This window comes from Pigmentiphaga humi, assembly GCF_900606115.1.
GTDB lineage: Bacteria > Pseudomonadota > Gammaproteobacteria > Burkholderiales > Burkholderiaceae_B > Pigmentiphaga > Pigmentiphaga humi.
Genome location: NZ_UWPJ01000023.1, coordinates 93162 through 119432, shown reverse-complemented (window position 1 = coordinate 119432; position 26271 = coordinate 93162). Strand labels below are relative to the sequence as shown.

General features: G+C 66.8%; 25 protein-coding genes and 1 pseudogene. 10 read left to right on the top strand and 16 right to left on the bottom strand.

All coding sequences use genetic code 11. From position 1 onward, the window contains the following. Positions 1–21: 21 nt before the first annotated feature. From PIGHUM_RS14380 to PIGHUM_RS24430, 3 genes and pseudogenes are all read right to left on the bottom strand, one after another. Complete coding sequence (locus PIGHUM_RS14380; RefSeq protein WP_124080256.1) at positions 22–1281, bottom strand: aspartate kinase; 1260 nt, start codon at positions 1279–1281, stop codon at positions 22–24. A 100-nt stretch (positions 1282–1381) separates the two neighbouring features. Continuing rightward, positions 1382–2137 carry a PD-(D/E)XK nuclease family transposase gene (locus tag PIGHUM_RS24210; RefSeq protein WP_281279085.1) on the bottom strand — a complete coding sequence of 252 codons (756 nt, stop codon included), beginning with the start codon at positions 2135–2137 and terminating at the stop codon, positions 1382–1384. Positions 2138–2147: 10 nt separating this feature from the next. Beyond that, positions 2148–2477: pseudogene (locus tag PIGHUM_RS24430) on the bottom strand (hypothetical protein); the annotation flags it as partial. A 360-nt stretch (positions 2478–2837) separates the two neighbouring features. On the opposite strand from PIGHUM_RS24430, the gene PIGHUM_RS23915 reads away from it, so the two are divergent. Further along, positions 2838–2993 carry a hypothetical protein gene (locus tag PIGHUM_RS23915; RefSeq protein ID WP_160142273.1) on the top strand — a complete coding sequence of 52 codons (156 nt, stop codon included), beginning with the start codon at positions 2838–2840 and terminating at the stop codon, positions 2991–2993. Positions 2994–3233: 240 nt separating this feature from the next. Here PIGHUM_RS23915 and tilS read toward each other — a convergent pair whose 3' ends face one another. The 4 genes from tilS to cysS all read right to left on the bottom strand — a co-directional run bounded on the left by tilS (position 3234) and on the right by cysS (position 7840). Beyond that, on the bottom strand, positions 3234–4634 hold the full coding sequence (tilS, locus tag PIGHUM_RS14360; protein WP_160142272.1) for a tRNA lysidine(34) synthetase TilS: 1401 nt from the start codon (positions 4632–4634) through the stop codon (positions 3234–3236). 144 nt (positions 4635–4778) lie between these two features. Then, a complete protein-coding gene (locus PIGHUM_RS14355; RefSeq protein ID WP_124080252.1) occupies positions 4779–5744 on the bottom strand; it encodes an acetyl-CoA carboxylase carboxyltransferase subunit alpha in 966 nt (321 codons plus the stop codon). Then, positions 5744–6412, bottom strand: coding sequence for a DNA-3-methyladenine glycosylase family protein (locus tag PIGHUM_RS14350; protein ID WP_124080436.1), 669 nt, complete (start codon positions 6410–6412; stop codon positions 5744–5746). Before PIGHUM_RS14350 ends, PIGHUM_RS14355 begins: the two co-directional genes overlap by 1 nt. Positions 6413–6457: 45 nt before the next feature. Continuing rightward, a complete protein-coding gene (cysS, locus tag PIGHUM_RS14345; protein WP_124080251.1) occupies positions 6458–7840 on the bottom strand; it encodes a cysteine--tRNA ligase in 1383 nt (460 codons plus the stop codon). 134 nt (positions 7841–7974) lie between these two features. On the opposite strand from cysS, the gene PIGHUM_RS14340 reads away from it, so the two are divergent. From PIGHUM_RS14340 to PIGHUM_RS14325, 4 genes are all read left to right on the top strand, one after another. After that, positions 7975–8694: a tetratricopeptide repeat protein gene (locus PIGHUM_RS14340; protein WP_124080250.1), complete on the top strand. Its 720-nt coding sequence runs from the start codon at positions 7975–7977 to the stop codon at positions 8692–8694. Between the two features lie 53 nt (positions 8695–8747). After that, positions 8748–9257, top strand: coding sequence for a peptidylprolyl isomerase (locus PIGHUM_RS14335; protein WP_222929263.1), 510 nt, complete (start codon positions 8748–8750; stop codon positions 9255–9257). Then, positions 9254–9754: a peptidylprolyl isomerase gene (locus PIGHUM_RS14330; protein ID WP_124080248.1), complete on the top strand. Its 501-nt coding sequence runs from the start codon at positions 9254–9256 to the stop codon at positions 9752–9754. The genes PIGHUM_RS14335 and PIGHUM_RS14330 overlap by 4 nt, the downstream gene beginning before the upstream one ends. Positions 9755–10056: 302 nt before the next feature. Further along, on the top strand, positions 10057–10800 hold the full coding sequence (locus PIGHUM_RS14325; protein WP_187697796.1) for a UDP-2,3-diacylglucosamine diphosphatase: 744 nt from the start codon (positions 10057–10059) through the stop codon (positions 10798–10800). 50 nt (positions 10801–10850) lie between these two features. Here PIGHUM_RS14325 and PIGHUM_RS14320 read toward each other — a convergent pair whose 3' ends face one another. Genes PIGHUM_RS14320 through PIGHUM_RS14300 form a run of 5 tightly spaced genes read right to left on the bottom strand, consistent with a single transcriptional unit; the run spans position 10851 to position 15821 of the window. Next, entirely contained in the window at positions 10851–11951 is a 1101-nt protein-coding gene (locus PIGHUM_RS14320) for an NHL repeat-containing protein (RefSeq protein ID WP_124080246.1), read from the bottom strand. Between the two features lie 31 nt (positions 11952–11982). Further along, complete coding sequence (locus tag PIGHUM_RS14315; protein ID WP_124080245.1) at positions 11983–12873, bottom strand: alpha/beta fold hydrolase; 891 nt, start codon at positions 12871–12873, stop codon at positions 11983–11985. Further along, positions 12870–13160 carry a 4Fe-4S dicluster domain-containing protein gene (locus PIGHUM_RS23910; RefSeq protein ID WP_160142271.1) on the bottom strand — a complete coding sequence of 97 codons (291 nt, stop codon included), beginning with the start codon at positions 13158–13160 and terminating at the stop codon, positions 12870–12872. Before PIGHUM_RS23910 ends, PIGHUM_RS14315 begins: the two co-directional genes overlap by 4 nt. After that, positions 13157–14941: an FAD-dependent oxidoreductase gene (locus tag PIGHUM_RS14305; RefSeq protein ID WP_124080243.1), complete on the bottom strand. Its 1785-nt coding sequence runs from the start codon at positions 14939–14941 to the stop codon at positions 13157–13159. The genes PIGHUM_RS23910 and PIGHUM_RS14305 overlap by 4 nt, the downstream gene beginning before the upstream one ends. 1 nt (position 14942) lies before the next feature. Continuing rightward, the gene (locus PIGHUM_RS14300; protein ID WP_160142270.1) at positions 14943–15821 is read right to left on the bottom strand and encodes a Bug family tripartite tricarboxylate transporter substrate binding protein; all 879 of its coding nucleotides are present in this window, start codon (positions 15819–15821) and stop codon (positions 14943–14945) included. Between the two features lie 268 nt (positions 15822–16089). On the opposite strand from PIGHUM_RS14300, the gene PIGHUM_RS14295 reads away from it, so the two are divergent. Beyond that, positions 16090–16692, top strand: a complete 603-nt coding sequence (locus tag PIGHUM_RS14295; protein ID WP_124080241.1) for a MarR family winged helix-turn-helix transcriptional regulator — start codon at positions 16090–16092, stop codon at positions 16690–16692. 38 nt (positions 16693–16730) lie between these two features. On the opposite strand, the gene PIGHUM_RS14290 is transcribed toward PIGHUM_RS14295, so the two are convergent. Both PIGHUM_RS14290 and PIGHUM_RS14285 read right to left on the bottom strand, forming a co-directional pair. After that, positions 16731–17861, bottom strand: a complete 1131-nt coding sequence (locus PIGHUM_RS14290) for a PrpF domain-containing protein (protein ID WP_124080240.1) — start codon at positions 17859–17861, stop codon at positions 16731–16733. Beyond that, on the bottom strand, positions 17848–18621 hold the full coding sequence (locus tag PIGHUM_RS14285) for an RNA methyltransferase (RefSeq protein ID WP_124080239.1): 774 nt from the start codon (positions 18619–18621) through the stop codon (positions 17848–17850). Before PIGHUM_RS14285 ends, PIGHUM_RS14290 begins: the two co-directional genes overlap by 14 nt. 55 nt (positions 18622–18676) lie before the next feature. Here PIGHUM_RS14285 and PIGHUM_RS14280 point away from each other — a divergent pair, with 55 nt between their 5' ends. The 4 genes from PIGHUM_RS14280 (at position 18677) to cls (ending at position 22762) form a co-directional block, all read left to right on the top strand. Continuing rightward, positions 18677–19501, top strand: coding sequence for an inositol monophosphatase family protein (locus tag PIGHUM_RS14280; protein ID WP_124080238.1), 825 nt, complete (start codon positions 18677–18679; stop codon positions 19499–19501). Between the two features lie 233 nt (positions 19502–19734). After that, a complete protein-coding gene (locus PIGHUM_RS14275; protein WP_124080237.1) occupies positions 19735–20550 on the top strand; it encodes an undecaprenyl-diphosphate phosphatase in 816 nt (271 codons plus the stop codon). A 177-nt stretch (positions 20551–20727) separates the two neighbouring features. Beyond that, positions 20728–21315: a GTP cyclohydrolase II gene (locus PIGHUM_RS14270; RefSeq protein WP_124080236.1), complete on the top strand. Its 588-nt coding sequence runs from the start codon at positions 20728–20730 to the stop codon at positions 21313–21315. Between the two features lie 4 nt (positions 21316–21319). Then, positions 21320–22762: a cardiolipin synthase gene (gene cls / locus PIGHUM_RS14265; protein ID WP_124080235.1), complete on the top strand. Its 1443-nt coding sequence runs from the start codon at positions 21320–21322 to the stop codon at positions 22760–22762. Here the strand turns inward: cls and PIGHUM_RS14260 are convergent. After that, on the bottom strand, positions 22759–24426 hold the full coding sequence (locus tag PIGHUM_RS14260; protein WP_124080234.1) for a Na+/H+ antiporter: 1668 nt from the start codon (positions 24424–24426) through the stop codon (positions 22759–22761). The two genes, cls and PIGHUM_RS14260, sit on opposite strands and share 4 nt — an antisense overlap. Positions 24427–24507: 81 nt before the next feature. Beyond that, positions 24508–26094, bottom strand: a complete 1587-nt coding sequence (gene gshA / locus PIGHUM_RS14255) for a glutamate--cysteine ligase (protein ID WP_124080233.1) — start codon at positions 26092–26094, stop codon at positions 24508–24510. Positions 26095–26271: the final 177 nt, after the last annotated feature.

The following is a 26271-nucleotide window of genomic DNA, read 5'->3' as shown; positions in this document are numbered from 1 at the left end:
TCCCCTTTCACAGCAATTATTCTACTGCGCAGCGGCCTGGTCCAGGCCGAACGCCTTATGCAGCGCGCGCACGGCCAGTTCCATGTACTTATCCTGGATGACCACCGAGGTCTTGATCTCGCTGGTGCTGATCATCTGGATGTTGATGCCTTCCTCGGACAGGGTCTTGAACATCAGGCTGGCGATGCCGACATGCGAACGCATACCGATGCCGACGATGGAAACCTTGCACACCTTGTCGTCCGCCACGACTTCGCGGGCGCCGATGGTCTTGACCACGTCGCGGTTGAGCACCTCGATCGCCTTGTTGAACTCGTTGCGGTTCACCGTGAACGAGAAATCGGTAGTGCCGGCGACCGACTGGTTCTGCACGATCATGTCGACGTCGATGTTGGCGGCGGCGACGGGACCCAGGATGGAGAAGGCGACGCCCGGCTTGTCGGGCACGGCAACGACGGTGATCTTGGCTTCGTCCCGGCTGAATGCGATGCCCGAAACAACGGCGGCTTCCATTTTCTCGTCTTCCTCAAAAGTAATCAGGGTGCCCGACTTCATTTCTTCGTCGAGCGGAATCATCGGGTCGGTCAGCGACGACAGCACGCGGACCGGCACGCGGTACTTGCCGGCGAATTCGACGGAGCGGATCTGCAGGACCTTGGAGCCCAGCGAGGCCATCTCGAGCATTTCCTCGAAGGACACGACGTTCAGGCGGCGCGCCTCGGGCACCACGCGCGGGTCGGTCGTGTAGACGCCGTCCACGTCGGTGTAGATCAGGCACTCCGCAGCCTTGAGCGCGGCCGCGACCGCCACGGCGGAGGTGTCCGAACCGCCCCGGCCGAGCGTGGTGATGTTGCCTTCGTCGTCCACGCCCTGAAAACCGGTGACGATGACCACGCGGCCGGCGTCGAGGTCGGCGCGCACGCGCGCATCGTCGATCGAGTTGATGCGGGCCTTGGTGTGGGACGAATCCGTGCGGACCGGAACCTGCCAGCCGGCGTAGCTGCGGGCATCCAGGCCCTGCGCCTTGAGCGCCATGGCCAGGAGGCCCACGCTGACCTGTTCGCCGGTAGAGGCGATCATGTCGAGTTCGCGCGGATCGGGTTGTTCCTGGATTTCCTTGGCCAGGCCGATGAGGCGGTTGGTCTCGCCCGACATGGCCGAGGGAACGACCACGATCTGGTGGCCGGCGGCGTGCCATTTGGCCACGCGCCGCGCCACGTTCTTGATGCGCTCGACCGAGCCCATCGACGTACCGCCATACTTGTGAACGATGAGTGCCATGGATTTTGCGTTACCGTCCGGTTGCACGCTTAAAGAAAGACTAACCGTAAATTCTAGCGCACCTGGAACGGCGCCGCAAAAAGCCTGGCTCCGAGCCCCGTCAGGCAGGATTGGAGCGAAACACCTCGTCCAGCGTGCCGGCATCGAGCAGGTTCAGCGCCCAGGTCTCGAGCCGGGACGCCGTGGCGGTGCGCAGTTGCTCGAGCACGGCATCCGGCAGCGGGCCGAACTTGCCAGTCAGGAGGTTTTCCAACAGACGCGCTCCGACTTCCTGGCGACCTTCTTCCCGCCCTTGCGCCAGTCCTTGCTCCAGACCCCGTGCCATGCCTTGCTCTATTCCCTGCTCGAGCCCCGTTCGCGTGGCATAGGCCAGCGCGGCGGCATCATCGGCAATGGCCTTCTCGCGGGCGAACGCCCGCCAGCGAGCGTCCTCGTCCATGGTGAGCACCTTGAGCCGGCCCAGCGCTTCATGGACGGGTTCGTGGGTGATGTCTTTCATCCGGGCTTCCTCCTGGGCGTGCTGCAGGCACGCAACCCATGCCGACAGGGCCGGCGGCAGGCGGCCGAGCCGTTCGGCCTTGCGCAGTTCGATTATATGCAGCTGCAGCGTCTCTCCCAGCCGCACCGCAGGTTGGCGCTGGTCGCGCAGCTCGAAGCGCCAATCGGCCTGGTCCGGATCGGCCAGCAGGTCCTCGACGAGGAAGTGGATGGCGATGGTGGGCTTGAGGGCGAGGTAATCGTGGCCGCGTTCGATCTGCCCCGACAACGCCCGGGCCAGGTAATAGGCGCTGCGGGGCCGGCCATTGTTCGTAGTGGCGCACCTGCATCTCGATGTTGTAGAGGTGGCCGGCGGTATCGCGGGCGAGCAGGTCCAGGGCGATGGCCTTGCCGTGCAGCTCGGTGGGATCGATGTGCGGATTCAGGATCCGCTCGACCTGGATCGGCGCCTGGTCGTGGCGCACGGCGTTGATCAGGTCGGCCAGCAGGTGCGGGGCGCTGGTGAACAGGAGCTTGAAGACCAGGTCGTTGCGCAGATCGAGCAGCGGGCCGGTGTAGGGTTGGCTGGCGTGGGGCCGCTCAAGACCCGAGGCGTCCTGGAGGGAGCCGTAGGGCGGCGTGTCGGGTTCGGATGCGCGGCTCAGGACTGGCCGGACCGGATGCCGCGGATAGGGAAAGGTGCCGTGGAAACGCTGCATGGTGGACTCGCGTCAACAAGGGAGGGTCCACCTTAGTCCCGGCCACCGCATCCGGATGCGTCAAATGCATGGGTTTGCCCAAGCGGGTTACTACATACGCATGGCGGAAAGGCTCGGTCAGCTCCACCTTGCGGCCATTCTCAGGAAACGGCCTTCAAGCGCTCCACCCGCGGGCATACTTCGCGGCTTCTATTGCATCGCAGAACTACCCAAGTTCCTCAGCTTGTCCGGGTTTCTTGGCGGCGATTCTCCTCCTCTCTATCTGCAAAGCGGTGGTCTGCACGATCCCGCACCTCTCGATGGTGACGAAACCGGGAAGTCCATCGATCACCGCATACCGGACCAAGCTAAGGGGACTTGATGAATCCCCGTGCAAGCTGGGCATGGCGCGCGATTACCTCTGCGATGCTGATCAGCGGACGTGTCGAGGCAGGCACCTTGCCGCTCGGCATCCGTGACCGAGCCAAGCATCCGGTACGCAAGACGGACGAGGCGAGGACGCATTTCGGAGAATGACGGGTCGGAAGGGATGTCGTTCATCTGCCGCCTCTCCCCTCCCTGCGTGAACCGCTTCGACCTTATATCTTGCCGTCGAGGCTGCTGTGGATGCAGACTGACACGAAGCCGGGCTGATGCCGGATGGCACTTTCAGTGGATTCTGAAAGCGCCCTCGCCAATTCGGCCTGCTTGCCAGGCCGACACCGGCCGTTTCCCGGGCATCTGTTGCGCAATGCCTGAAAACGGCCAGGTTTGTCGTCAGGACGTCACGGTAGCGCCGGGATGATCCGCCTGCCATTCGAGGCGGATGCCGGGCGAGGCCTGCGGCATCCGCGCATCGACGCCCAGTCCGGCCGCGAAGACCAGCACGTCGCCCCGGTACAACAATGGCAGGCGTTCGCGCTCCCAGCTGGGTATGCCGCGCTCCTGGTAGAGGTTCTTGAGACTGCGGCTGGAGCCTTGCGCGCTCGTCTTCAGGCGCTCGCGCCCCCGGCGCATGCGCAGCGTGAGCCCGGTATCGCGCAGCCACGCCGGGTCGATGCCGGTCGCAGCGCTGGCGAACAGCAACGTTCCGCCCATGTCGGGCAGCGCCACGGACACTTCGCCCGACCACCTGAACTCGATGCTGCCGGCCTGCGCCGACGGCGGTTTGTTCCTGCTGTCCACGATGACATGATCCCGATAGCGGCGCACCTGCCAGCCGCCATGCCGCAGCAGCAATTGCCTGTCCTGCGCGGCATCGGCCAGTTGGCGCACCATTTCCCGCAAACGGGCCTCGGACGGCGCAGCGATCCCGCGCCCCGCCAGCCAAAGCCTCAGCGCCATGGCCCGGCGCGCCGGCGCCAGACGGTTCAGCCCCGACAGGCGCAAGGCATTGCCATAGGGGGGGCACATTTCCTGGATGGCGTCCAGGTCGGACTGCGCGATCTCCCTGAGCAAGGCCGCCGCCTCGGCCGACCGCCGCGCAAAGCGCTCCAGGGTCGTGCGATAGCCCGGCCAGTGGCGCTCGACGGCGGGCAGAACCGCTGCGCGCAGGACGCCGCGCGCATGGCGGGCGTCGAGGTTGCTGGGGTCCTGCACCGCCGCAAACCCGGTTTGCGCCGTGTAGGCCTGCATGAACGCCAGTATCCGACTTCTGGGCACGCCTAGCCAGGGGCGCAGGTAACGAATCCCGTCCCGCACGGTCTCGCCGGCCATGGCGCCCATGCCGTCCGGACCCGCGCCGCGCAGCAGCCTCAGCAGGACGGTCTCGGCCTGGTCGTCGAGGTGATGGGCGAGCAGAATGGCGGCCACGCCGGCCTCGGTGGCCAGCCCGGCCAGCGCCTCGTAGCGCGCGGCGCGCGCGGCGGCTTCGATCCCGGCGGGGTCATGCGGGTCCACCGCCACCCGGCGCATGCGCAGCTCCAGCCCGAGGCGTTGCGCCAGGTCGCCGGCGCGCGCCGCCCAGGCGTCCGCATCGGGATGCAGGCCGTGATGCACGTGGAACAGCAACAGCGGCAGGCCCCGGCGCCGCGCCCAACCCGCCGCCTTGATCGCCAGCGCGGCGGAATCCGGCCCCGCGCTCAGCGCAACCGCGACGGGCGCGGCCAGCGGCGGCAGACCGTCGAGCGCCCGCTCCAGAAGTTCGGACGCATGCAGGGCGGCGATGTCAGGATCCATATGAATAAAAAACCATATCTGATCCGGCTTCCTCTCAATCCTGCCAAGCTGTAAGGGCATAACCCAGGGCGCCGCGGATCCGGCTCCGCCGGTCCGCCAGCGCCGCCCCCTTGAGGGGGCCCGCGTAGCGGGTAGGGGGTGGGCTTATCCTACGGTTTCCTTGAAGCGGCCATAAGCCATGATGCGTTCCAGGCGCGTGGTCACGAGATCGCCCGACTTGACGCCCTGGAAGTGCCGAAACGCGTCCGCCAGCGCGCGCTTGAGCAATTGCGCCATGTGCTTGGGGTCGCGGTGCGCTCCGCCGACCGGCTCGTTGACGATCCTGTCCACCAGGCCCAGGGCCTTCAGGCGGTGGGCTGTGATGCCCAGCACCTCGGCGGCCTCGGAGGCCTTTTCCTGGCTGCGCCACAGAATGGAGGCGCAGCCTTCGGGCGAGATCACCGAATAGGTGGCGTATTGCAGCATCAGCACGCTGTCGGCCACCGCAATGGCCAGCGCGCCGCCCGAGCCGCCTTCGCCGATGATGGTGGCGACGATGGGCACTTGCAATTCGGCCATGGCGAACAAGTTGTGGCCGATGGCCTCGGACTGGCCACGCGCCTCGGCATCGATGCCGGGATAGGCGCCCGGGGTATCGACAAAGGTGAACACCGGCATGCCGAATTTCTCGGCCAGCCGCATCAGGCGCAGCGCCTTGCGATAGCCCTCGGGCTTGGGCATGCCGAAGTTGCGCACGGCGCGCTCCTTGGTGTCGCGGCCTTTCTGGTGCCCGATCACCATGCACGGCGTGCCGTTGAAGCGCGCCAGGCCGCCCACGATGGAGCGGTCGTCGGCGAACATGCGGTCGCCGTGCAGCTCATGGAAGTCGGTGAAGATGTCGCGCACGTAGTCCAGCGTATAGGGGCGCTGCGGATGGCGCGCCACCAGCGCGGTCTGCCAGGGCGTCAGCTTGGAATAGATTTCCTTGGCCAGCGTCTGGCTTTTCTGCTGAAGGCGGCTGATTTCCTCGGAGATATCGACGGCGGAATCGGCTTGCACAAAGCGCAGTTCCTCGATTTTCCCTTCGAGTTCGGCCAGGGGTTGTTCGAATTCAAGAAATGCGTTGCGCATCAGTACTCCACGGGAACAGGATCCAGGCTGCGCCACAGATACCAGGTTGCGACGGTACACCAGGGTTTCCAGGCCTGGGCCACTTCGCGCGCTTCGAAGCGGGACACGGGTTCCCCGCTGAAATAATGCAGCGAAATGGCGCGCAGCAGGCCCACGTCGTCCAGCGGCAGAATGTCCGGCCGCCGCAGATTAAAGATCAGGAACATCTCGGCTGTCCAGCGCCCGATGCCGCGGATCGCGGTCAGCTCGGCGATGACGGCCTCGTCGTCCATCTCGGCCCACAGGGCCGGATGCACCAGGTCCTGCCGGAAGTGCGCCGCCAGGTCGAGCAGGTACTCGGCCTTGCGCTGCGACAGCCCGGAGGCGCGCAAGCCCGGCAGCCCGGCATGCGCCACGGCCTGCGGCGTCAGGCTGCCGCCGCAGGTATCCAGGCTGCGCGCCCATACCGCGTCGGCGGCGCGGACCGAGATCTGCTGGCCGACGATGGCGCGCGCCAGCGTAACGAAAGGCTCGCCCCGGGACAGCAGATGGACCTCGGGGTGTTGCGGGATCAGCTTCTTGAGGATGCGGTCGCGCTTGACCAGGTGGGTCACCGCGGCATCCCAGTAGGCCGGCTTGTCGGTTCCGGCTACGAAGCAGGCGGCCAGGGGCGCGCCGGCATCGGCCATTGCTTGAGACTTCATTTCCAACATCGGATATCCGGTTCGCGGCACTCAGGCCTTGCGCCACACGGTCACGCCGCCGGGCTTGTCTTCCAGGACGATGCCTTCGGCCAGCAATTCGGCGCGGATGCGGTCGGCAGCGGCAAAGTCCTTGTCCTTCTTGGCCTGGGCACGCTCGGCAATGCGCGCCTCGATGGCGGCGGCATCGCTGTCGCCGCCTGCCGAGGCGCCCTGCAGAAAGGCCCGGGGCTCTTGCTGCAGCAGGCCCAGCAACCCGGCCAGCGCCTTCATCTGGCCGGCGGCCCGCGGCGATGCCGTCTTGTTCACCTCGGCGGCGAGGTCGAACAGCACGGCAATTGCCTCGGGGGTATTGAAATCATCGTCCATCGCGGCCTTGAAGGCCTGGCCGGAAGAGTCGCCCCAGTCTACTCCCTGCTCGTCGGGCGCGGCATTGGCCAGCGCGGTGTAGAGCCGCGTCAGCGCCGCGCGAGCGTCCGCCAGGTTGTCGGCGGCGTAGTTCTGCGGGCTGCGGTAGTGGCTGCGCACGACGAAAAACCGCAGCACTTCGGCATCGTAGTGCTTGAGCGTATCGCGCACCGTGAAGAAGTTGCCCAGCGACTTGGACATTTTCTCGGCATCGACCATCAGCGGCCCGCAATGCATCCAGGTCTGGGCCAGCGTGCCGCCGTAGGCGCCTTCGCTCTGCGCGATCTCGTTCTCGTGGTGGGGGAATTTCAGGTCGGGGCCGCCGCCGTGTATGTCCAGCGGCATGCCCAGCAGTTCGCGGCTCATGGCCGAGCACTCGATGTGCCAGCCGGGCCGGCCCGGACCGTAGTCGGACTCCCAGCGCGACTCGGGCGGCTCGCTCGGCTTGGCCGCTTTCCAGAGCACGAAATCGAGCGGATCGCGCTTGGAGGCATCGACCTGGACGCGCTCGCCGGCGCGCAGGTCGTCCAGCGACTTGCCCGACAGCTTGCCGTAGCCCGGGAACTGGCGCACCGCATAATTGACGTCGCCGTCGCCGGACCGGTAGGCCAGGCCTTTCTCTTCGAGCAGGCGGACGATCTCGAGCATCTTGCCGACGTGCTGGGTCGCGCGCGGCTCGAAATCCGGCGGCTGCACGTCCAGGGCCTGTTCGTCCTCGTGCATCGCGTCGATGAAGAACTCGGTGACCTCGGAGATGCGCTTGCCGCTTTCGACCGCGCGGCGGATGATCTTGTCGTCGATGTCGGTGATGTTGCGCACGTAAGTGACGCGATAGCCGCTGGCGCGCAGCCAGCGCTGCACCACGTCGAAGCTGACCAGCATGCGCGCATGGCCCAGGTGGCAGTAGTCGTAGACGGTCATGCCGCAGACGTACATGCGCACGCATCCCGGCTCCACCGGCTGGAAGGGTTGCTTGGCGCGAGCGAGCGTATTGTAGATATGGAGCATGAGCGGTTGCCGGCTGAAAACGTGAAGCCCCGGCGGGTGCGGGCACGACCGGGGCTAAAATCGGACCGAATTATATCAACCGGGAGCGCGATTCCGCGCGGATGGCGTCTCCCCCACCGAAAGGCAGAATCCGTTTGGCCACCACCAACGCACGTTTTTCCGCCATGGGCCGGGCCTGTCAGGGTCTCGCGGCCGCCGCGGCGCTGGCCGCCGTCCTTGCGCCCGCCGGCCTTTCCGCCCAGACCACCACGGCCACGCCGCCGGTGCTGGCCCCCTCTTCCGCCGGCGACATCCCCTGGCTGAGCAACCTGCTCGAAGCGCTCAAGCCCGGCGTGGACACCCGCCTGCCGGAGTCCAAGCGCGCGATGGCCGAGCGCCTGGAGCGCCAGATCGACCAGAACCAGGCCGCCGACGCCCTGGCCGAGATCGACCGCCAGCTGGATGCCGACCGCGAGAAATCGCCCGACTCCGTCAATGCGCAGCTGCTGTTCCTCAAAGGCCGGGCACTGGCGCAACTGGGCCGGCGCGACGAGGCCAAGGCGGTCTACCAGGACATGACCCAGCGCTTCCCCGAACTGCCCGAGCCCTGGAACAACCTGGCGGCGCTGGAAGTGGCCGACGGCCGGCTGGACCAGGCCAAGGTCGCGCTGGAAATGGCGATCCGCACCGCGCCCGACTACGCCGTCGCGCGCGAGAACCTGGGCGATTTGTATATGATGCTGGCGGCGCGCTCGTACGGCACGGCCGGCAAACTGAATCCCGCCGATACCGGCGCGGCCCGCAAGGAAGCCGACACCCGCAAGCTGCTCGAACCGTCCGCTCCCGCCGAACCCTCGAACCGGAATCCCCGATGAAACTGTTTTTCTCCAGCCTTGCGCTGGCCGCCGCACTGGCCGCGCCGGCCGCCATGGCCGCGCCGCAGGTGGCGCTGCAGACCAGCGCCGGACGCATCGTGCTCGAACTGGACGATGCCCGCGCGCCCGCCACCGTGGCCAACTTCCTGCAATACGTGCGGGACGGCCACTACGACGGCACGATTTTCCACCGCGTGATCGGCAGCTTCATGATCCAGGGCGGCGGCTTCACCGCCGACATGAAAGAGAAGCCCACGCGCCCGGGCATACGTAACGAAGCCTCAAATGGCTTGAAAAACACTGCCTATACCGTAAGCATGGCGCGTACGCCCGACCCGCATTCGGCCTCGGCGCAATTCTTCATCAACGTCGCCGACAACGATTTCCTGAACTATCGCGCCGCCACCGCCCAAGGCTGGGGCTATGCGGTATTCGGCAAGGTGGTCCAGGGCAAGGACGTGGTCGACAAGATCCGGTCCGTGCCCACCACCACACGGGGGCCGCACGCCGACGTCCCCGTCCAACCCATCGTGATTCAGAAAGCAGAGGTCCTGAACAAATGACTACCCGCGTCAACCTGCACACCAACCACGGCCTGATCGGCCTGGAACTGGACGCCGACAAAGCACCCAAGACCGTCGAGAACTTCGTCTCCTACGTCAACGCCGGCCACTACGACAACACGATCTTCCACCGCGTGATCGGCAATTTCATGATCCAGGGCGGCGGTTTCGAGCCCGGCATGTCGCAAAAGCCGACCCAGGCCGCGATCGACAACGAGGCCGGCAACGGCCTGAAGAACCAGCGCTACACCGTCGCCATGGCACGCACCAACGCGCCGCATTCGGCCACCGCGCAATTCTTCATCAACGTCGTCGACAACGACTTCCTCAACTTCTCGTCGCCCACTCCGCAAGGCTGGGGCTATGCTGTGTTCGGCAAGGTCGTGGAAGGCACGGACGTGGTCGACAAGATCAAGGGCGTGCGCACAGGCAGCCGCGCCGGCCATCAGGACGTCCCGCTCGAGGACGTGGTCATTACCAAGGCTGAAATGGTCTGACCCCCCGGTAGATAGCCCCCCCGTACCCGCTTACGCGGGCCCCCCAGGGGGCGGCACTGGCGGACTGGAAGGAAAGCCCACCCCTACGCGGCTACGCCGCGCCCCTCAAGGGGCGGCACTGGCGGACCGGCAAAGCCGGATCCGCTGTGCCCGGGGATGAAGGGCAACCGTTCTATGAGCAGGTCGCCGGGCTCCCTTCCGCGGTTCCGCGTTTCTTCATCGAGCATATTTTGTCGACTACAGTTCCGTCCGAAACGGCTGCTCCCGCGGCTTCCCATTCGCGTCTCTCTTTCTCCGGTCCGGTGTGGCTGGCTTCGGACATGCATCTGAGCGCCGAGAGCGCCGCCACGCGCGAGGCTTTCCTGGCGTTCCTGCAGGCGGCCGCCGAGCAGGCGTCGGCGCTGCTGCTGCCGGGCGATATTTTCGACGCCTGGGTGGGCGACGATGAAATCGAGGCCGGCGCCACCTGGCTGCAAGAGATCGTGGAAGGACTGCGCGGGGTCTCCTCCCGCATTCCGGTCTATCTCGGCACGGGCAACCGCGACTTCCTGATGGGCGAACGGCTCGCCCAGGCCACCGGCACCCGGCGCCTGATCGCGCCGGCCGTGCTCGGCACCGACTGCGGCGCGTTCCTGCTGTCGCACGGCGACGAGTTCTGTACGGACGACGTGGCCTACCAGCAATTCCGGGCGATGGTGCGCAATCCGCAGTGGCAGGCGCAGTTCCTGGCCCAGCCGCTGGCGGCGCGGCAGGCGCTGGCGCGCCAGATGCGCGAACGCAGCATGGCCGAAACGAGCCGCAAAGCGGCCGACATCATGGACGTGAACCAGCAGGCCGTCGAAGCCGCGCTGCGCGCCCACGGCGTCACCCGCATGATCCATGGACACACCCACCGGCCCGGCCGCCACGTCTTCGAACTGGACGGCCGGCCCTGCGAACGCTGGGTCCTGCCCGACTGGGACCTGGACGACGCCGGCGCCCCGCGCGGCGGCTGGCTCGCCATCGATCAGGACGGGGCAGTTTTCAACGACATCGAGTTCGGTTGAGCGCCGCTTGATGCGGGGGCCGCCGCTTCCCGAGCCCCTCCCCCGGTCCCTTACTTCGCGGTGTATTTCACCATCTGGCGCGCCCCGACCTCGGCCGCGTAGATGTTGCCCTGCGCATCGACGGCCACGCCTTCGGCCGAGCTGGTGCCCTTGAAATTGTCCACATCCGGGATGCGATACAGCACTTCGCCCGTTTTGTAATCGCCCACCCGTATGCCTCGCTCCCAGCCCGGGTGCGCATAGGTGCCGTTGGACTCGGAATCGGCCACGTAGATCTTGCCGTTGGCCAACGCGATGGCGCTGGGTCGGCTGTATTGCTTCCACTCGGCAAGGTACTTGCCGGCCTCGTCGAAAACCTGAATGCGCATGTTGCCGCGGTCGGCCACCAGCAGCCTGCCCTGGTCATCGAACACGATGTCGTGCGGCGTGCGGAACTCGCCTGGACCGTAGCCCCATTGTCCGAACGAGCCGATGTACTTGCCGTCCTTGGTGTAGCGCGAGATGCGCGCAACGGTGCCTGGACCGCTGGCGGGCGCCTGCCCGCTGTGGCCTTCGGAGATGAGGATGTCGCCGTTGGGCGCCTCGGCGATGCTGTTCGGTTCGTTCAACCCTTCCGGCGGATCGCCGGCCTTGCCGGGCGTGCCTATCGTCATCAGCAGCCTGCCCTGCCGGTCGAACTTGTAGACGGCATGGCCGCGCCCCGCCGAGGCCGGATTGGCTTTGAGCTCGCGCTCGTTGGGGCTGCGGTTGTCGGCCACCCACACGTTGCCTGCCTTGTCCAGGAACACCTTGTGAGGGAAGACGAACCGGCCGCCGCCAAAGCTCAGCAACGGCGCGCCCTCCGGGCTCAAGTGATGGATGGGGTGCGCGTCGGACTCGGCGCAGCTGTCCCAGGCGAACGCCGATACGCCCGGCGGCGTCTTGGGATGCGGACCGCAGCGATCGCCCACCCACACCGATCGGCCGTCGTTGTCGACCGCCACCGCGCTGACCGCTCCCCAGGCGCGCTCGCCGGGCAGCTTGCCCCAGGGCTTCTCGGCCCGGTAGGGATTGGGCAGGTCGTTGGTGGGCACGACATCGTCGGCAGCGAACGCCACCCCCGCCGCCAAGCCAGCCAGGAACACTAAGGAAAACCTGCGACTTGCGCGCATTTTCTTCTGCATTGTCTCCTCCACTCTCTTTTTATAAAGACGGCGCCGGGAGATCCCGCCAGGCGCCTGCGAACGCTGCATCGGCGAGGATGCGCGCGGTGACTTCCGGCTGATCGCACTGCACGTTGTGACCGGCATCGGGAATCGCGTGATAGCCGGCATGGGCCGGCAGCCGCTCACGGATGCGCTCGGCCAGCTCCACCGGATTGAAACGTTCGGCCAGGCCCGCCACCAGCGTGACCGGACCGGCGTACTCGCGCATGCGCCGGCCCATCGCGGCGCGCTCTTCGGCCGCGGCCGGCGACGCAGCGGCGCGCTTGCTGTGCATCGTGCGCTGCACCTCGATCACGACCGGATTGGCCAAAGTGCGCAGGCGCCGCTCCACCTGCCCCGCCTGTCCGCGCTGCTGGTCGCACATCAGCGCCACCAGCGCCCGCAACCGCTCCTCGTCGGGTTGCTCGACAGCGCGCGCGATCTCGCCCATGCCCGCCGAGTGGTAACCGGTCAACCCATAGAACGCCCCTCCGGGCGAAACCAGCACCAGGTGTCCGACCAGGTCGGGGCGCTGCAGCGCCAGCGTGGCCGCGACCGCCGCGCCCATGGAGTGGCCGACCAGCGTCACCGGCCCCAGGCCCAGCGTCTCCAGGCACTCGGCCGCCGCCTGGGCGAATGCCGGCCCCCCGTATTCCTCGCCCTGGGGCAACGGGTCGCTGCCGCCGAAGCCGGGGAAATCGAGCGCATAGCACTGCAGGCCCGCGGGCATGACGGCCATGCAATCCATCCAGTCGCAGCTGCTGGTGCCCGGCCCGCCCCCGTGCAGCAGCACGACCGGGCGGCCGTCGCCGCGCACGCGCACGAGCAGCTTGGCCGTAGGCACTCTTACGTGCAGATTGACGATGTCTTGTTCGTGAATATCGTTCATGGTTCACCTGTCGAAGGGAACGTAGCCGGGTCGAGATCCAGCCCGAGGACGTCATAGACACTGATCTGGCGCAGGTTGGGCGCCTCCCAGGACACCGTGATGGCGCCGCTTGGGCAGTCGGGCACACATAGGAAGCAAACGTGGCAATCTTTGGCGAAAACGGCCATGGGCTTGGCCCCCGGTTCGGGCCTCTGGAACACGCCGGTCGGGCAGGCGTCCAGGCACTTGCCGCAATCGGCACAACGCGCGCTGTCCAGAACGACGGGAAACTGCGGGCCGGCGCTCATGCATCCTCCGGCTGGTAGGTGCCGGCGAAGATCGCGGCAATGGGGCTGAGCGCGCGCGGCTTGCTCGGCCGGTCGCGGAACGGATACTCCTCCAGCGGGATGGGCAGGCGCTCGAAGCGCATGCCCTGCGCGGTGCGCGTTACACCGTGCTGGCAGAACCATTGCGTGTCGTCGGTCTCCGGGTAGTCGGAGCGGTAGAACTGCTCGCGGCTCTCGGTGCGGTCCAGCGCCGAGGCGTAGATGAGCAAGGCGTTCTCCGCGATGTTGCGCGCCTCGTGCACCTTGACCAAGTCGTGCAGGTGGTCGGCGGCGGTCCGCTCCGCCTCCCGGTACGCCGCGGCGGAACGCTCGCACAGAGCTTGCAGGCGCTCGGCATTGAGCTGCATGGAATCGAAGATGGAGCCACCCAGCGCGGCCAGTTCGTCATGGAGCCGGTCCGGCGTCATCGGCGACGGCTCCCGGGCCAATGGCGCGAGCGCCTCGCGCGCCAAGCGCTCGACCAGCCCGGCGGGCAATTCGGGCGAGTCCTCTCCGCGCGACGACAAGGCTGCGGACTCGCCGGCGAAGTAACCCGAGTTCATCGCGAACGCGGTAGGTGCTCCTGCGCTGGCATGTGTGCCCGTCGCGGGATTCTTGGCCGTGGCGCCGGCGGCGTACAGGCCGGCCAGCGTCGCGCGGCACTCCAGGTCGATCTCCACGCCGCCGCGGCCGCCGCTCCAGAAGTTCCAGGTCGCCTCGATGGGAAGGGGATGGACGCGCGGGTCCGGCACCTTGCCCGACAACAGGACGGTCGCGCCGCTGGTCATCGCCATGCTCTCCAGGTCGCTCCAATAGGAAGCGTCGCAATGGCGCAGATCGAGGTAGACCGGTCCGTTGCCGTCGCGCAACTCCTTGACGAAGGCGGCCACCACGCGCGACAGCTCGCTGCGCTCGAAGCGCACCGGATCGTACTTGGCCATGAAACGCTCGCCATGGCGGTTGATCAGCCGCGCGCCATGCGCCACCGCGACGTTGTAGCTGCCCAGGTTGTAGCGCTTCATCAGCGTCACGAACGTCCCGCCGAACGAGAACTCCAGATCCGCCAGGCGCGCCCCCGCGCGCCAGGCCATCGCTACGCCGTCGCCGGTGTCGTTGTCGACATGGTGAATGCCTTTCATGCTGATCTGGCCAGTGGCGACGATCGTGCGCTTGGCGCGGAAGGCCGTGCACTGGCCGGTCTTGACGTCGAAGCCGAAAGCCCCGATCACCCTGCCGGCGGTCGGGTAACGGCCATCGCTGGTCATCAGCTCGGTAATGCTGTGGCGGTCGACGATGCGCACCCCCTGGGCGAGCGCCTGCTCGCGCAGCGCCTCGGTAGCCCGCTTGGGGTCGTATTGCATGCAGCGCACCGCCACCATGCCGCGGCTGGCGAAGCGGCGGATCGCTCCCTGGTCGTCGCGCGAGATCGGCACGCCCCAGGCCTCGAGCGAGGCCACGCGCTCGCGCTGGCCTTCCATGAGCCGGCGCGTCCAGTTCTGGTCGCACATGTAGTCGCCACGCGTGACGAATTCTTCCACCCAGGGCGTGAGATCGTCGCCAGGCAGCGGACAGGTGGTAATGCCGCCCGACATGGTCGAAGCGCCGCTGCGGCTCACGTAGGCCTTGTCCACCAGCACCACGCTGGCGCCCAGCTCGGCCGCGCGCAATGCCGCCCACGCCCCGCCGAACCCCCCGCCGATCACCAGTACGTCGGTATCGACGATGTTCACCGGAATACGTTCCGGTACTGCTTGCCTCGTCAAATCATGCTCCCTTTACTGTCGTCAACTTGATGATGTCTGCCCATCGGGCGCGCTCGGCCTCCACCGCGCGCTGCATTTCCGCTGGCGTGCTGCCTACCGCCTCCAGCCCCGGCGTATTGGCAAAGCGGCGTGCGAAATCCGGATGCGTGAGCGCCCGCCCGACTTCCCTTGCGATGCCTTCGGCCAACGGCGCCGGCGTCTTCGGCGGACATGCCAGCCCCGTCCACAGCGGCACTGAAAATCCGGGCAGCGCCTCGCCCACCGTCGCCACACCGGGCAGAGCATCGTTGCGGCGATCGGCCGCCACACCGATCACCTTGAGCTTGCCGGCACGGATATTGGGCAGCGAGTTGCCCATGGCGTCGAAAAACAGGTCCACCTCGCCGCCCAGCAGCGCCGTAGTCGCCGGGGCCACGCCTTGGTAGGGAACGTTCACGCCGCTGACGCCGGCCATGCGGAAGAACAGTTCATTGGCCAAATGGGCGGTCGACCCGACGCCCGTGGAAGCGAAGTTGAGCTTGCCGGGATTGGCCTTCGCGTAGGCGACCAATTGCGCGACGTTGTCCGCCGGCACCTTGGAACTGGCGAGCAACAGCACGATGCTGCGCGTCACCATGGAGACCGGCGTCATCGCGTCGGGGTCGAAGGCGATCTGCGGCGTCAGCATCTTGGCCAAGGTCAACGTGGCATGCGGCGTAAACAGCAGCGTGTAGCCGTCCGGCGCCGCGCGGTAGACGGATTCGGCGCCGATGTTGCCAGAGGCGCCGGCCCGGTTCTCGACCACCACCGGCTGATGCCAGGCCTCTTGCAAGCGGCCTGCGAGCTGGCGCGCCAGCGAATCGGTCAGCGCTCCCGGGGGAAACGGCACTATGATTTTCACAGGCCTGGCGGGAAAATCCGGCTGCGCCCACGCCGGGCGCGTCGCAAGCACCGGACAGACTGCAGCGGCGCCCAGAAATTGTCTCCGATCCATTGTTCTATCCCCTGCGCGATTCATTCGATCGCAAAAATATTTGTACAAATCGATTTGATATCCATTCGATTTGTACAAATCATATTTGCATACCGTTTATGATGTAGATTGGGAGTTACCCGAAACCCCGGCCGCATGCGCGCAACAACGCCGCGGTGTCACCCCGCTTCCCACCATGAGCATCAGTCCGCAGAAGAAACCAAGCGGTCCGCCTCCTGCCCGACACGGCGATGCGGACGACGACAACCTGCCCTACATGTCGCTGCCGCGGGCGCAGCGGGATCCCAAGGCAGGCTCGGACATTGCCAGCCTCTACCCCTCGCATCCGGTCGGGGCGGAGATCCGGCTGACCCATCTACTGTTCAAGTCGGCGCTGCACCAGCGGTTCCGCACCCACAAAGTGACGTCGGCGCAATGGGCCTTCCTGCGCATACTCTGGAACGAGGACGGCATCACCCAGAAGGACCTGGCCGCGCGCCTGGGCATCCACGCCACCACCGCCGTGCCGGCGCTCGCCATCATGGAGCGCAACGGCTACGTGCGGCGCGAGCGCAACGGCGCGGACAAGCGCAATGTCTACGTCTACCTGACGGAAGCGGGCAAGGCCCTGGCGTTCGACCTCGTGCCCTACGCGGCCGAAATGAATGAACGCTCGCTCAAAGGCATCTCGTCCAAGGACGCGGAGAAATTGATGAAGCTTCTATGGCAGGTTCAGGCCAACCTGAAGGAAGCCTTGGGCGAAGACGGCGTCCAGGGCCTGGAATCCGAGGACGAGTAGGGACGCCGCCTTACGCGCGCGAAGCGCGCAGGGAGGACTCAAGCCGGCACGTGCACCCATCCGCTCATCAGACAGCGCGCGGTGCGTGAGACCGTGGCGCGCTCCAGCCCCCAGCCCTGTCCTTGCGGCGACACCGTGGCCCAGGCGGTCTGCACGCCGCCGGCGTGGCCGATGCGCGTCGCGACGCCGGGAAGCGTGCGCGCCATCTGCGATACGACCGAACCCGGGACGGCCGCGGCAACCGCCAGCGCCAGCGCGTTGCGGGTGCCGAAGCCGCGCTGCATGCGGCCGTCGGCGACGATGCGCGCCAGCACGTCTATGCTGTCGCGCGGCACGTCGGCGCCGCTGGCGCTCTTGTAGGCCATGGGGGGCGCCACCCACACCAGCCTGGGCAGCGGCGCGCCGGGCTTCTCGGCGCGGGCGCGCGACATCAGCCCCATCGCCACGGCGCCTTCGATGCGCAAGGCCTCGAGACGCGCCAGCATCCTGCTGTCGCGGTTGAAGGTATCGGGTTTTTCGCGCCCGTGCAGGCCCAGGTCGGACGCACGCGCGAAGACGGTGGCCTGCTCGGTGCGGATCAGGCTGACGGACAGCGGGCCCAGCCCGTCGACCTCGAGCACGTCCTGCACTTTGCCGGTGGGCAGCAGACAGGAAGTGCCGTCGTCGATGAAATCCAGGCGCACCTCGGCGGCCGGGAACGGCACGCCGTCCTCGACGAACACGCCGTCTTCCAGGACTTCGCCGCCGCGCACCTCGACGTGGGCCGCCAGCCAGCGCCCCGGATGCGGCTGCCAGATACGGACCTCGGTCGTGCCTTCCCTCGGCGCGACCAAGCCCTGCTGGATGGCATAGGGTCCGACCGCCACCGCCAGGCTGCCGCCGCTGGCGGTCCAGTCTATTTCGGGCCGGTCGACGGCCACCTGGCCGCAGCGGTACTCGACGTCGCAGCCGTCGCGGCCGGAGGCCTCGACCACCACCACCCGGCTGGTGGCCGGGCTCGCGCCGCCCATGCCGTCGGCCTGGCGCGAATACGGGTCGGGGCTGCCCAGCACCCGCAGCAGCACGCGGTCGCGCTGGACGGGATCGCGCGGAAGATCGCGCGCGTTGAAAAAGACACCCTTGCTGGTACCGCCGCGCATGTAGACGGCGGGAATCTTAAGAACTGCCATGGGAAATCTTGCGGGCCTGCGCGATCATGGCGGTGCAGACGCCACGCAAAAGGTCGGTTTCTTCACGGCTCAGGCCGGCGCGCGCGAAGAGGTGCCGCATGCGCGGCATGAGTTTCTTGGGATGCCGGGGATCCAGGTAGCCCACTTCGATCAGCGCCTGCTCCCAGTGGACCAGCAGCGCTTCGACGGCTTCGCCCGGGGCCGGCTCGGCGCGCGGACCGGCTACCGCCAGTTCGCCTGCTGCGACCAGCGCATAGCGCAGCTCGTAGGCCGCCAGTTGCAGGGCCTGGGCGACGTTGAGCGAGGAATAATCGGGATTGGCCGGGATGTGGCAGATGCGCTGGCACAGCGCCACCTGTTCGTTGGTCAGGCCCGAGCGCTCGGTGCCCAGCACCACCGCGGCGTGCGGGCCGCCCTCCCGCTCCGGCCCGGCGCCGGCCAAGTGCTCGCGCACCAGGCCGGCCGCCTGCCGCATGTCGCAGGCCGGCGGCCCCAGGTCGCGCAGCCGGGCGGTCATCGCGAAAGCCATGGTGACGGGCGCCAGCGCCTCTTCCAGGGTGGCGCAGATGCGCGCCTGCCCCAGCACGTCGGCGGCCCCGCTGGCCAGCGCGATGGCTTCGGGATGGACGTTGGCATCGGCCACGCGGGGGTTGACCAGCACCAGCCGGGAGAAACCCATGGTCTTGATCGCCCGTGCCGCGGACCCCACATTTCCGGGGTGGCTGGGCTCGACCATGACGAAACTGACTCGGGAAAGCATGTGTCCTTTAAACTAGAGGGGTTTACTACCGAATTCCTAGCCAATCGGCCTTTTTATGCATCCCATGCTCAACACCGCCGTCAAGGCGGCCAGGCGCGCAGGCGCCATCATCAACCGCGCCAGCCTGGACCTCGACCTGGTCAAGGTATCCCAGAAAGGACCGGGCGATTTCGTCACGGAAGTCGACAGGGCGGCAGAAGCGGCCATCATCGACGTGCTGAAGACGGCCTACCCCGAGCACGGCATTCTAGCCGAAGAGTCCGGCGAAACCCCGGGCGCCGCCGATGCCGGCGGCCAGCAGGAAAACCTCTGGATCATCGATCCGCTGGACGGCACGACCAACTTCATCCACGGCATGCCGGTCTACGCGGTCTCGATCGCGCTGATGCAGCGCGGCCAGGTCACCCAGGCCTGCGTGTTCGATCCGTCCCGCAACGAACTGTTCACCGCCACGCGCGGCGCCGGCGCGTTCCTGAACGACCGCCGCATCCGCGTCTCGCGCCGCATCCGCGTCCCCGAGGCGCTGGTCGGCACCAGCTTCGCCCCGGAGGCCAACGGCAAGCGCCTGGCGCTCTGGACCAAGACCTTCGGCCAGATATCGGCCACCACCTCGGGCGTGCGCCGCCAGGGCTCGTCGGTGCTGGACCTGGCCAACGTCGCCGCCGGACGTCTGGACGCCTACTTCGGCAGCGGCCTCAAGCCCTGGGATCTCGCCGCGGGCAGCCTGCTCGTGCTCGAGGCCGGCGGCCTGATCGGCGATTTCGACGGCGAACAAGGCTGGATGGAAAGCGGCAACGTCATCGCCGCCACGCCCAAGATCTTCCCGCAGATGCTCGGTTTGCTGGAACCGCTGAAGGAGAGTCCCCCCCCTACGCCCTGAGGGAAGAGTCCCCCCCTACGCGCTTACGCGCGCCCCCCAGGGGGCGGCACTGGCGGACCGGCAAAGCCGGATCCGCTGTGCCCTGGGTGGAATCCAACGGGCTTCGTGGGTGCGCTATGCCCTGGGTCTGAACAGGTTCGTGTAATTCCTCGTCCGTACAATAGCGGCGCCGCGCGTGCTTCCGAGCAGCCCGGACTCCATCCACTCTGTCCCATCGCGGACGCCGATCAAGCATGACCGACAATACGCTCTATCTGATCAAGGCCTTTTTCCTCGGCATCATCGAGGGTCTTACCGAATTCCTGCCGGTTTCCAGTACGGGCCACCTGATCCTGGTGGGCGACTGGATCGATTTCTACTCTGGCCAGGCCAAGGTGTTCGAGGTGGTGATCCAGTTCGGCGCCATTCTTGCCGTGATGTGGATTTTCCGTCACAAGGTGGCGCATATCCTCGGCGGCATCCTGACCGGCGACCGCTTCTCGCTCAAGTTCGCGCGCAACATCATCATCGCTTTCCTTCCTGCCGCCATCGTCGGCGTCAGCTTCCTGAAGGAAATCAAGACGGTGCTGTTCAACCCGGGCGTAGTGGCGACCGCCCTGATCATCGGCGGTTTCATAATCCTGTGGGTGGAACGCAAACCCCAGACGGAAATCAGAACGGCCAACATCAGCGAAATCACCTGGTTCCAGGCGCTCATGGTGGGCCTGGCCCAATGCCTGGCCATGATCCCCGGCACCTCGCGCTCCGGGGCCACTATCATCGGCGGCATGGCCGCCGGCCTGAAGCGCACCACCGCTACCGAGTTCTCGTTCTTCCTGGCCATGCCCACCATGCTGGCGGCGTCGGTCTACGACGCGTGGAAAAACCACGCACAGCTCGGCAGCCACGACGTCACGGCCATCGCCATCGGCTTTCTCGCCGCCTTCGCCGCCGCCCTGCTGGTGGTGCGTGCCCTCATGCGCTTCGTGGCCACTCACTCGTACAAAGTGTTCGGCTGGTATCGTATCGCCCTTGGGCTGGTCATCGTCGTGTGGTTGCTAGCTGTATAAAGCCCCCCCGTACGCGCTTACGCGCGCCCCCCAGGGGGCGAAACCGGCGGACCGGCGGAGCCGGATCCGCGGTTTCCTGGATTGAACCCAACGCGCTTCGTAGGGCGCGGGTCCGGGCTGGGTAGGTTGTTGCGCCGGCTTAGTTTCGAGAAGGCGCATGGGGTTTTGGAAAGAGTCATGGTCACTATAAAGAACCGCGTCGTCGTGCCCCTGGAAGGGGCGGAGACGCCGCCGGAATTCATTACGTTCAACGGGCTGGTGGAAGAACACGTCGCCATCGTGTTTCCGCAGCTCAAGCCAGGCAACATGCCGCCGCTGGTGCGGGTGCATTCGGAGTGCCTGACCGGCGATACCTTCGGTTCGCTGCTCTGCGATTGCGGGCCGCAGCTGCATGAGGCGCTGTCGTGTTTTTCGCGCGAAGGCGGCGTGCTTCTGTACCTGCGCCAGGAAGGACGCGGCATCGGGCTGTATGCCAAGCTGTCGGCCTATGCGCTGCAGAAGAAGGGCCTGGACACGTTCGAGGCCAACCGCCATCTGAACCTGCCCGAGGACGCGCGCAGTTTCGAGCCTGCCGCGCAGATGCTCAAGGCGCTGGACGTGAACAACATCCGGCTGCTGACCAATAATCCCGACAAGGCCAGCCAGCTCGAGGAATACGGCATCGGCATCGAGAGCATCATTCCCACCGGGGTCTACCTGAATCCCAGCAACCGCCGCTACCTGGAAGCCAAGGTACGCCACAAGAAGCACACCATTCCTCTGTAGCACCATGGACGATACGGAGGTCCTGCGGCACCATCTGCTCAATGCCTGGTCGATAGGGTGGGCGATCTATCTGGCCGGCATGGCGCTCTGGATCGTCCTGCAGCGGCGGCCGCCGCTGTCGACCGTGCTGTGGGTGCTGGTGCTGGCGCTGCTGCCTTACGTGGGCTGGTGGGTCTACTATTTCTTCGGCCCGCAGCGCATGAAGCGCCGCCGCCTCAGGCGCCTGCGCAGCCGCCTGCTGATCGCCAGCCAGACTGAACGCGCCCTGCTGCGCGAACACCGGCACGAGATTCCGCCTACGGTGGCCCGCATGGCGGCGCTGGCGCGGGCCACCAGCGACATCCCGCTGTCCTCGGCCAGCGACATCCATCTGCTGGTGGGAGGCGCCCAGACCTACGACGCGTTCCTGGAGGCGATCGCGGCGGCGCGCCACCACATCCACATCGAGTTCTACATCTTCGACCCCGACGGCATCGGCACGCAGGTCCGCGACGCCTTGATCGCCAGAGCACGCGAAGGCATCGCGGTGCGCCTGCTGGTCGATGCGCTGGGATCGGCGCGGCTGGGGCGGCGTTTTCTCGCGCCGCTGCGCGAAGCCGGCGTGCAGATCGCCTTCTTCCACGACGTGCGCATCGGCCGGCGCCTGCGCCCCGTCACCAACTACCGCAACCACCGCAAAATCCTCATCTGCGACGGCGTGCTCGGCTTTACCGGCGGCCTGAACATCACGGACGACGAGGACGAGCGCGTGCGCAAGGATGCCTACCACGACGTCCACGTGCGCATCCAGGGTCCCGCGGTGCGCTGGCTGCAGATGGTGTTCCTGGAAGACTGGGCCTACACCACCGACCAGCGCATCGACGACGAAGCGCTCGATGCGCTGCTGCCCGAGATGCCTCCCGGCCAGCACCACGTGCAGATCCTCACCTCGGGCCCGGAAGATCCGCGCGAATCCATCCACTGCACCCAGGTAGCGGCCATCCACGCGGCAACCGAGCGGGTCTGGCTGACCACCGCCTATTTCGTGCCCAGCCTGCCGGCGCTGATGAGCCTGACCAGCGCCGCGCGCAAGGGCGTGGACGTGCGCCTGCTGGTGCCCCGGCGCAGCGATTCGCTGGTGGTGACCGCGGCGTCGCGTTCGTATTTCGACGAACTGCTCGAGGCCGGCATAAAAATCTGGGAATACGAAGACCGGATGCTGCACTCCAAGACCCTGCTGGTGGACGACACGTATTCCTTCATCGGCACGGCCAACTTCGACAACCGCAGCTTCGAACTGAATTTCGAGGTAATGGCGATGGTCTACGGCAGCAAAATGGCCCGCCAGCTCGGCCGCCAGTTCGAAACCGACCTGAGCTGCGCCACCCGCGTCGCCAAAGACCGCCAGGTCTCGTTCCCCCGCCGGCTGTTCGACTCCTTCGCACGTCTGTTCTCGCCCATGCTCTAGCCCCCCTTGCTGACCAGCGGACCCGCCAGCCAGTTCTCGGCCAGGTCCACGTCGCGCAGCAGGGTGTTGAAGACGTCGTCGTCGATCAGGCGCTGTTCGCGCAGCCGGTACAGTTCGGTGCGCTGGGCATAGATCGCCGCCATGCGCAGGTCGCGCTCGAAGTTCCGGTGCAGGTTGGCGCGCTCGGCCACGGCTTCTTCGCTGCTCTCGGCGTCTATGCGGGTGTGGTAGATGCTGCTCAGCCCCGCGGCGACCTCGTTGAGGACGACCAAGGCCTCCTCGCTCAGGCCCGGCTGCATGCGCATCTGGGCCTGCTCCAGGCCCTGCACCGCGGCATGGGCGAGCTTGAGCCGGGCTTTGCGCGCCTCGCGGTCTTTCATGGTTTCCACCGGCGTGGGCACTTTGGGCAATACCAGCGGCAGCAGGCTGCTGGCGATCAGCAGCGAGCAGAGGATGACCCCGGTAGCCAGGAAAATCAGCAGGTCGCGGCCCGGGAAAGGCACGCCCTCGCTGATTTCCAGCGGCACGGTCAGCACGCCCGCCATCGTGATCGAGCCGCGCACCCCGGCCAGCGAGCTGACCAGCAGCACCCACAGATTGACCTTGCGCACCCGCGAGCGCTGCACCAGCAGGCGCACCGTGCGCAGGTGATAGGTCACCCACACCCAGATCAGCCGCAGCACGATCAGCGCGATCGTGATCGCCACCACGTAGACGAACAGGTGCCAGACCGGCACGTTGCCCGCCTCGCGCGCATCGGCGTGGGCCAGCCCGATGACGCTGGGCAATTGCAAGCCCAGCAGGATGAAAGTCATGCCGTTGAAGACGAACTCCAGCATGGACCAGACGCTATTGCTCTGCAGGCGCATGGCCGACGAGCCTTCGCCGCCGGATTCGGTATAGGTCATGGCCAGGCCCGCCGCGACCGCCGACAGGATGCCCGAAACGCCGAAATGCTCGGCCACCAGATAGGCGGCGAACGGCGTCAGGACCAGCAGCACGACCTGGATGGCGGGCTCGTCGTCGGTCCAGCGCGCCACCATTTTTCGGGTCAGGCTCAGCAGCCAGGCGAGCAGCGCGCCGATGGCCAGCCCGCCCACGGCGATGACCACGAAGCTCAGGCTCGCTTCCCAGAGCGAGAAGGTTCCCGTCAGCACCGCGGCGATCGCGAACTTGAACGCCACCAGGCCGGAGGCATCGTTCATCAGGCTCTCGCCTTCGAGCACGTGCTGCAAGGCCGGCGGCAGGCGGTTCTTGCCGACGATGGCTGACACCGCCACCGCGTCGGTGGGCGACAGCACGGCCCCCAGCGCGAAAGCGACGGGCAGTGAAATCGCCGGGATCAGCCAGTGGATGAAATACCCTACCCCGGCCACGGTGAACAGCACCAGGCCGAGGGCCAGCGCCAGGATGGGCTTGCGCAGCCGGTACAACTGGCGCTTGGGTATGCGCCAGCCATCGACGAACAACAGGGGCGGAATGAACAGCAGCAGGAAAAGCTCGGGGTCGAACCTGACCTTGAGCCCGAAGGCGGGGGCGGCGAGCAGCGCACCCAACGCGATCTGGAACAGCGGCAGCGGCAGCCTGAGCGGCGAGACCCTGGACAACACCCCCGAGACTGCCACGGCGAGCAGCAATACGAGGACGGTAAAGACGATTTGCATGGACAGCGAATCCAGCGTGGAGGGCGTCGCCTAGCCTACCACCAAATCAGGCCGGACCCGGGCGGATCCGGCGTCCCGGCTTTACTGGCGTCCCAGCAGGCCGGCCTGGTAGGCGGCGACGAATTCGCCGAAATCCCCCGTCTGCACGCGCTCCAGTTCGCGCTGCTGCTCCAGGGAGGCAGCTGCGGCGCGGCGGAAGGCCTCTTGCTGCGCGGGCGCGCACGGCTCGCTGCGGAAGGCGTCGGCATGCTTGCGGCTCAGGTCGAACATGAACTCCTGGAACGACAGTCCGCTGTCGCGCAGGCCGGCCAGCACCTGGGCCGAAGGCGTCCGGGCAGGATCCTCGACCTTGGCGCGCTGGGCCGCCACCGCCTCGGTGTAGCCGGCCTCGCCGTGGACCCGGTCGAGCAGCCCGGCACAGCGTCCGATCGCATCGAGCAGTTCGTCGGCCCACTCGCGCAGGCCGATCTCCGTGCCCTCGCGGTTCAGGCGCAGGCCGGGCTCGCGGCCTTGCTTGACCACCGTGAGGAAATTATTGGCGCTGAGCGTACAGTGCCCGCCGCCCGCGAACAGCGGGCTGTCTTCGAGGGCGCAGTAGAGCAGGAAGGCGTCCAGGAAACGGCTGGTGGACTCGTCTATGCCGACCGGCAGGAACGGGTTGATGTCCATGCAGCGGACCTCGACGTACTGCACCCCGCGCTCGGCGAGCGCCCGCAGCGGCCGCTCGCCGCTGCTCGCGACCCGCTTGGGACGGATGCTCGAGTAGTACTCGTTTTCGATCTGGAGGACGTTGGTATTGAGCTGCACCCACTCGCCGCCGTGGATGGTGCCGATCTTCTCGTATTCCGGCCAGGGCGTGCTGACCGCCTCGTACAGCCGCTCGACGTAGGTGGACAAATCGTTGTAGCAGGGCTTGAGGCTGGCCTGGGCCTTGTTCTGGTAGCCCAGGTCGCTCATGCGCAGGCTGGTCGCATAAGGCAGGTACAGCGTGTCCTCGCCCATGCGCTCGAGCTCGTGCGGCCGCCCTTGCAGGAAGCTTTCGACCAGCGCGGGCGATGCGCCGAACAAGTACATCAACAGCCAGCTGTAGCGGTTGAAATTGCGGATCAGCGCGACATACTTGGCCGATTGGCGGTCCTTGGCGGACAGGCCGGCGGGTTCGCCGGCGTCGGCCAGCAGCGGCCAGAGCGCATCGGCGAACGAGAAATTGAAGTGGATGCCGGCGATGCACTGCATGGCCTTGCCGTAGCGATAGGCCAGGCCGCGCCGATAGACGTGCTTGAGCATGCCGATATTGGAGGTGCCGAACCAGGCGATGGGAATCTCGGGTTCGGGAGGCAGCCCGCAGGGCATGGACTGGTTCCACAGCAGTTCGCCGTCCAGTTCGCCATAGACGAAACGATGGATGCCGCGCAGCTCGTCCAGCAGCGATTCGTGGCTCGCGTGGGTGCCCGTGATCAGCTCGATCAAGGCCTCCGAATAGTCCGTCGTGATGCTGGTGTGCGTCAACGCCGAGCCCAGGCCGGCCGGATGCGGGGTGAGCGCCAGGCGGCCATCGGCATCGACCCTCAGACTTTCCCTTTCTATGCCGTGCAACCGCTTCGCCAGCAGCGCGCGGTGCTCGGGTTGGTCCAGCAGAGCCAGGCGGCGGTCTAACAGATCACTCACGGAAATCCTTGATTCGCGGGGCGCCCCAGCGCGCACCCGTGTGGGCGTGTTTATATCCCAATTATGGCGCTCACGCACGAGCCGCCCTTGACGTCGAAGTGTTACGCCCCGCGGCGAGCCCATGGGCTGTCCGGGCGCCATCCTGCGGCCTCCGGGCAGAAGGAAGGAAGGCGGCGC

Bases quoted from the DNA above. Each gene is read 5' to 3' on its own strand.
- PIGHUM_RS14380 (WP_124080256.1), bottom strand. From the start codon at position 1,281: ATGGCACTCATCGTTCACAAGTATGGCGGTACGTCGATGGGCTCGGTC.
- PIGHUM_RS23915 (WP_160142273.1), top strand. From the start codon at position 2,838: ATGAATCCCCGTGCAAGCTGGGCATGGCGCGCGATTACCTCTGCGATG.
- tilS (WP_160142272.1), bottom strand. From the start codon at position 4,634: ATGGATCCTGACATCGCCGCCCTGCATGCGTCCGAACTTCTGGAGCGG.
- PIGHUM_RS14355 (WP_124080252.1), bottom strand. From the start codon at position 5,744: ATGCGCAACGCATTTCTTGAATTCGAACAACCCCTGGCCGAACTCGAA.
- PIGHUM_RS14350 (WP_124080436.1), bottom strand. From the start codon at position 6,412: ATGGCCGATGCCGGCGCGCCCCTGGCCGCCTGCTTCGTAGCCGGAACC.
- cysS (WP_124080251.1), bottom strand. From the start codon at position 7,840: ATGCTCCATATCTACAATACGCTCGCTCGCGCCAAGCAACCCTTCCAG.
- PIGHUM_RS14335 (WP_222929263.1), top strand. From the start codon at position 8,748: ATGGCCGCGCCGCAGGTGGCGCTGCAGACCAGCGCCGGACGCATCGTG.
- PIGHUM_RS14330 (WP_124080248.1), top strand. From the start codon at position 9,254: ATGACTACCCGCGTCAACCTGCACACCAACCACGGCCTGATCGGCCTG.
- PIGHUM_RS14320 (WP_124080246.1), bottom strand. From the start codon at position 11,951: ATGCGCGCAAGTCGCAGGTTTTCCTTAGTGTTCCTGGCTGGCTTGGCG.
- PIGHUM_RS14315 (WP_124080245.1), bottom strand. From the start codon at position 12,873: ATGAACGATATTCACGAACAAGACATCGTCAATCTGCACGTAAGAGTG.
- PIGHUM_RS23910 (WP_160142271.1), bottom strand. From the start codon at position 13,160: ATGAGCGCCGGCCCGCAGTTTCCCGTCGTTCTGGACAGCGCGCGTTGT.
- PIGHUM_RS14295 (WP_124080241.1), top strand. From the start codon at position 16,090: ATGAGCATCAGTCCGCAGAAGAAACCAAGCGGTCCGCCTCCTGCCCGA.
- PIGHUM_RS14290 (WP_124080240.1), bottom strand. From the start codon at position 17,861: ATGGCAGTTCTTAAGATTCCCGCCGTCTACATGCGCGGCGGTACCAGC.
- PIGHUM_RS14285 (WP_124080239.1), bottom strand. From the start codon at position 18,621: ATGCTTTCCCGAGTCAGTTTCGTCATGGTCGAGCCCAGCCACCCCGGA.
- PIGHUM_RS14280 (WP_124080238.1), top strand. From the start codon at position 18,677: ATGCATCCCATGCTCAACACCGCCGTCAAGGCGGCCAGGCGCGCAGGC.
- PIGHUM_RS14275 (WP_124080237.1), top strand. From the start codon at position 19,735: ATGACCGACAATACGCTCTATCTGATCAAGGCCTTTTTCCTCGGCATC.
- PIGHUM_RS14270 (WP_124080236.1), top strand. From the start codon at position 20,728: ATGGTCACTATAAAGAACCGCGTCGTCGTGCCCCTGGAAGGGGCGGAG.
- cls (WP_124080235.1), top strand. From the start codon at position 21,320: ATGGACGATACGGAGGTCCTGCGGCACCATCTGCTCAATGCCTGGTCG.
- PIGHUM_RS14260 (WP_124080234.1), bottom strand. From the start codon at position 24,426: ATGCAAATCGTCTTTACCGTCCTCGTATTGCTGCTCGCCGTGGCAGTC.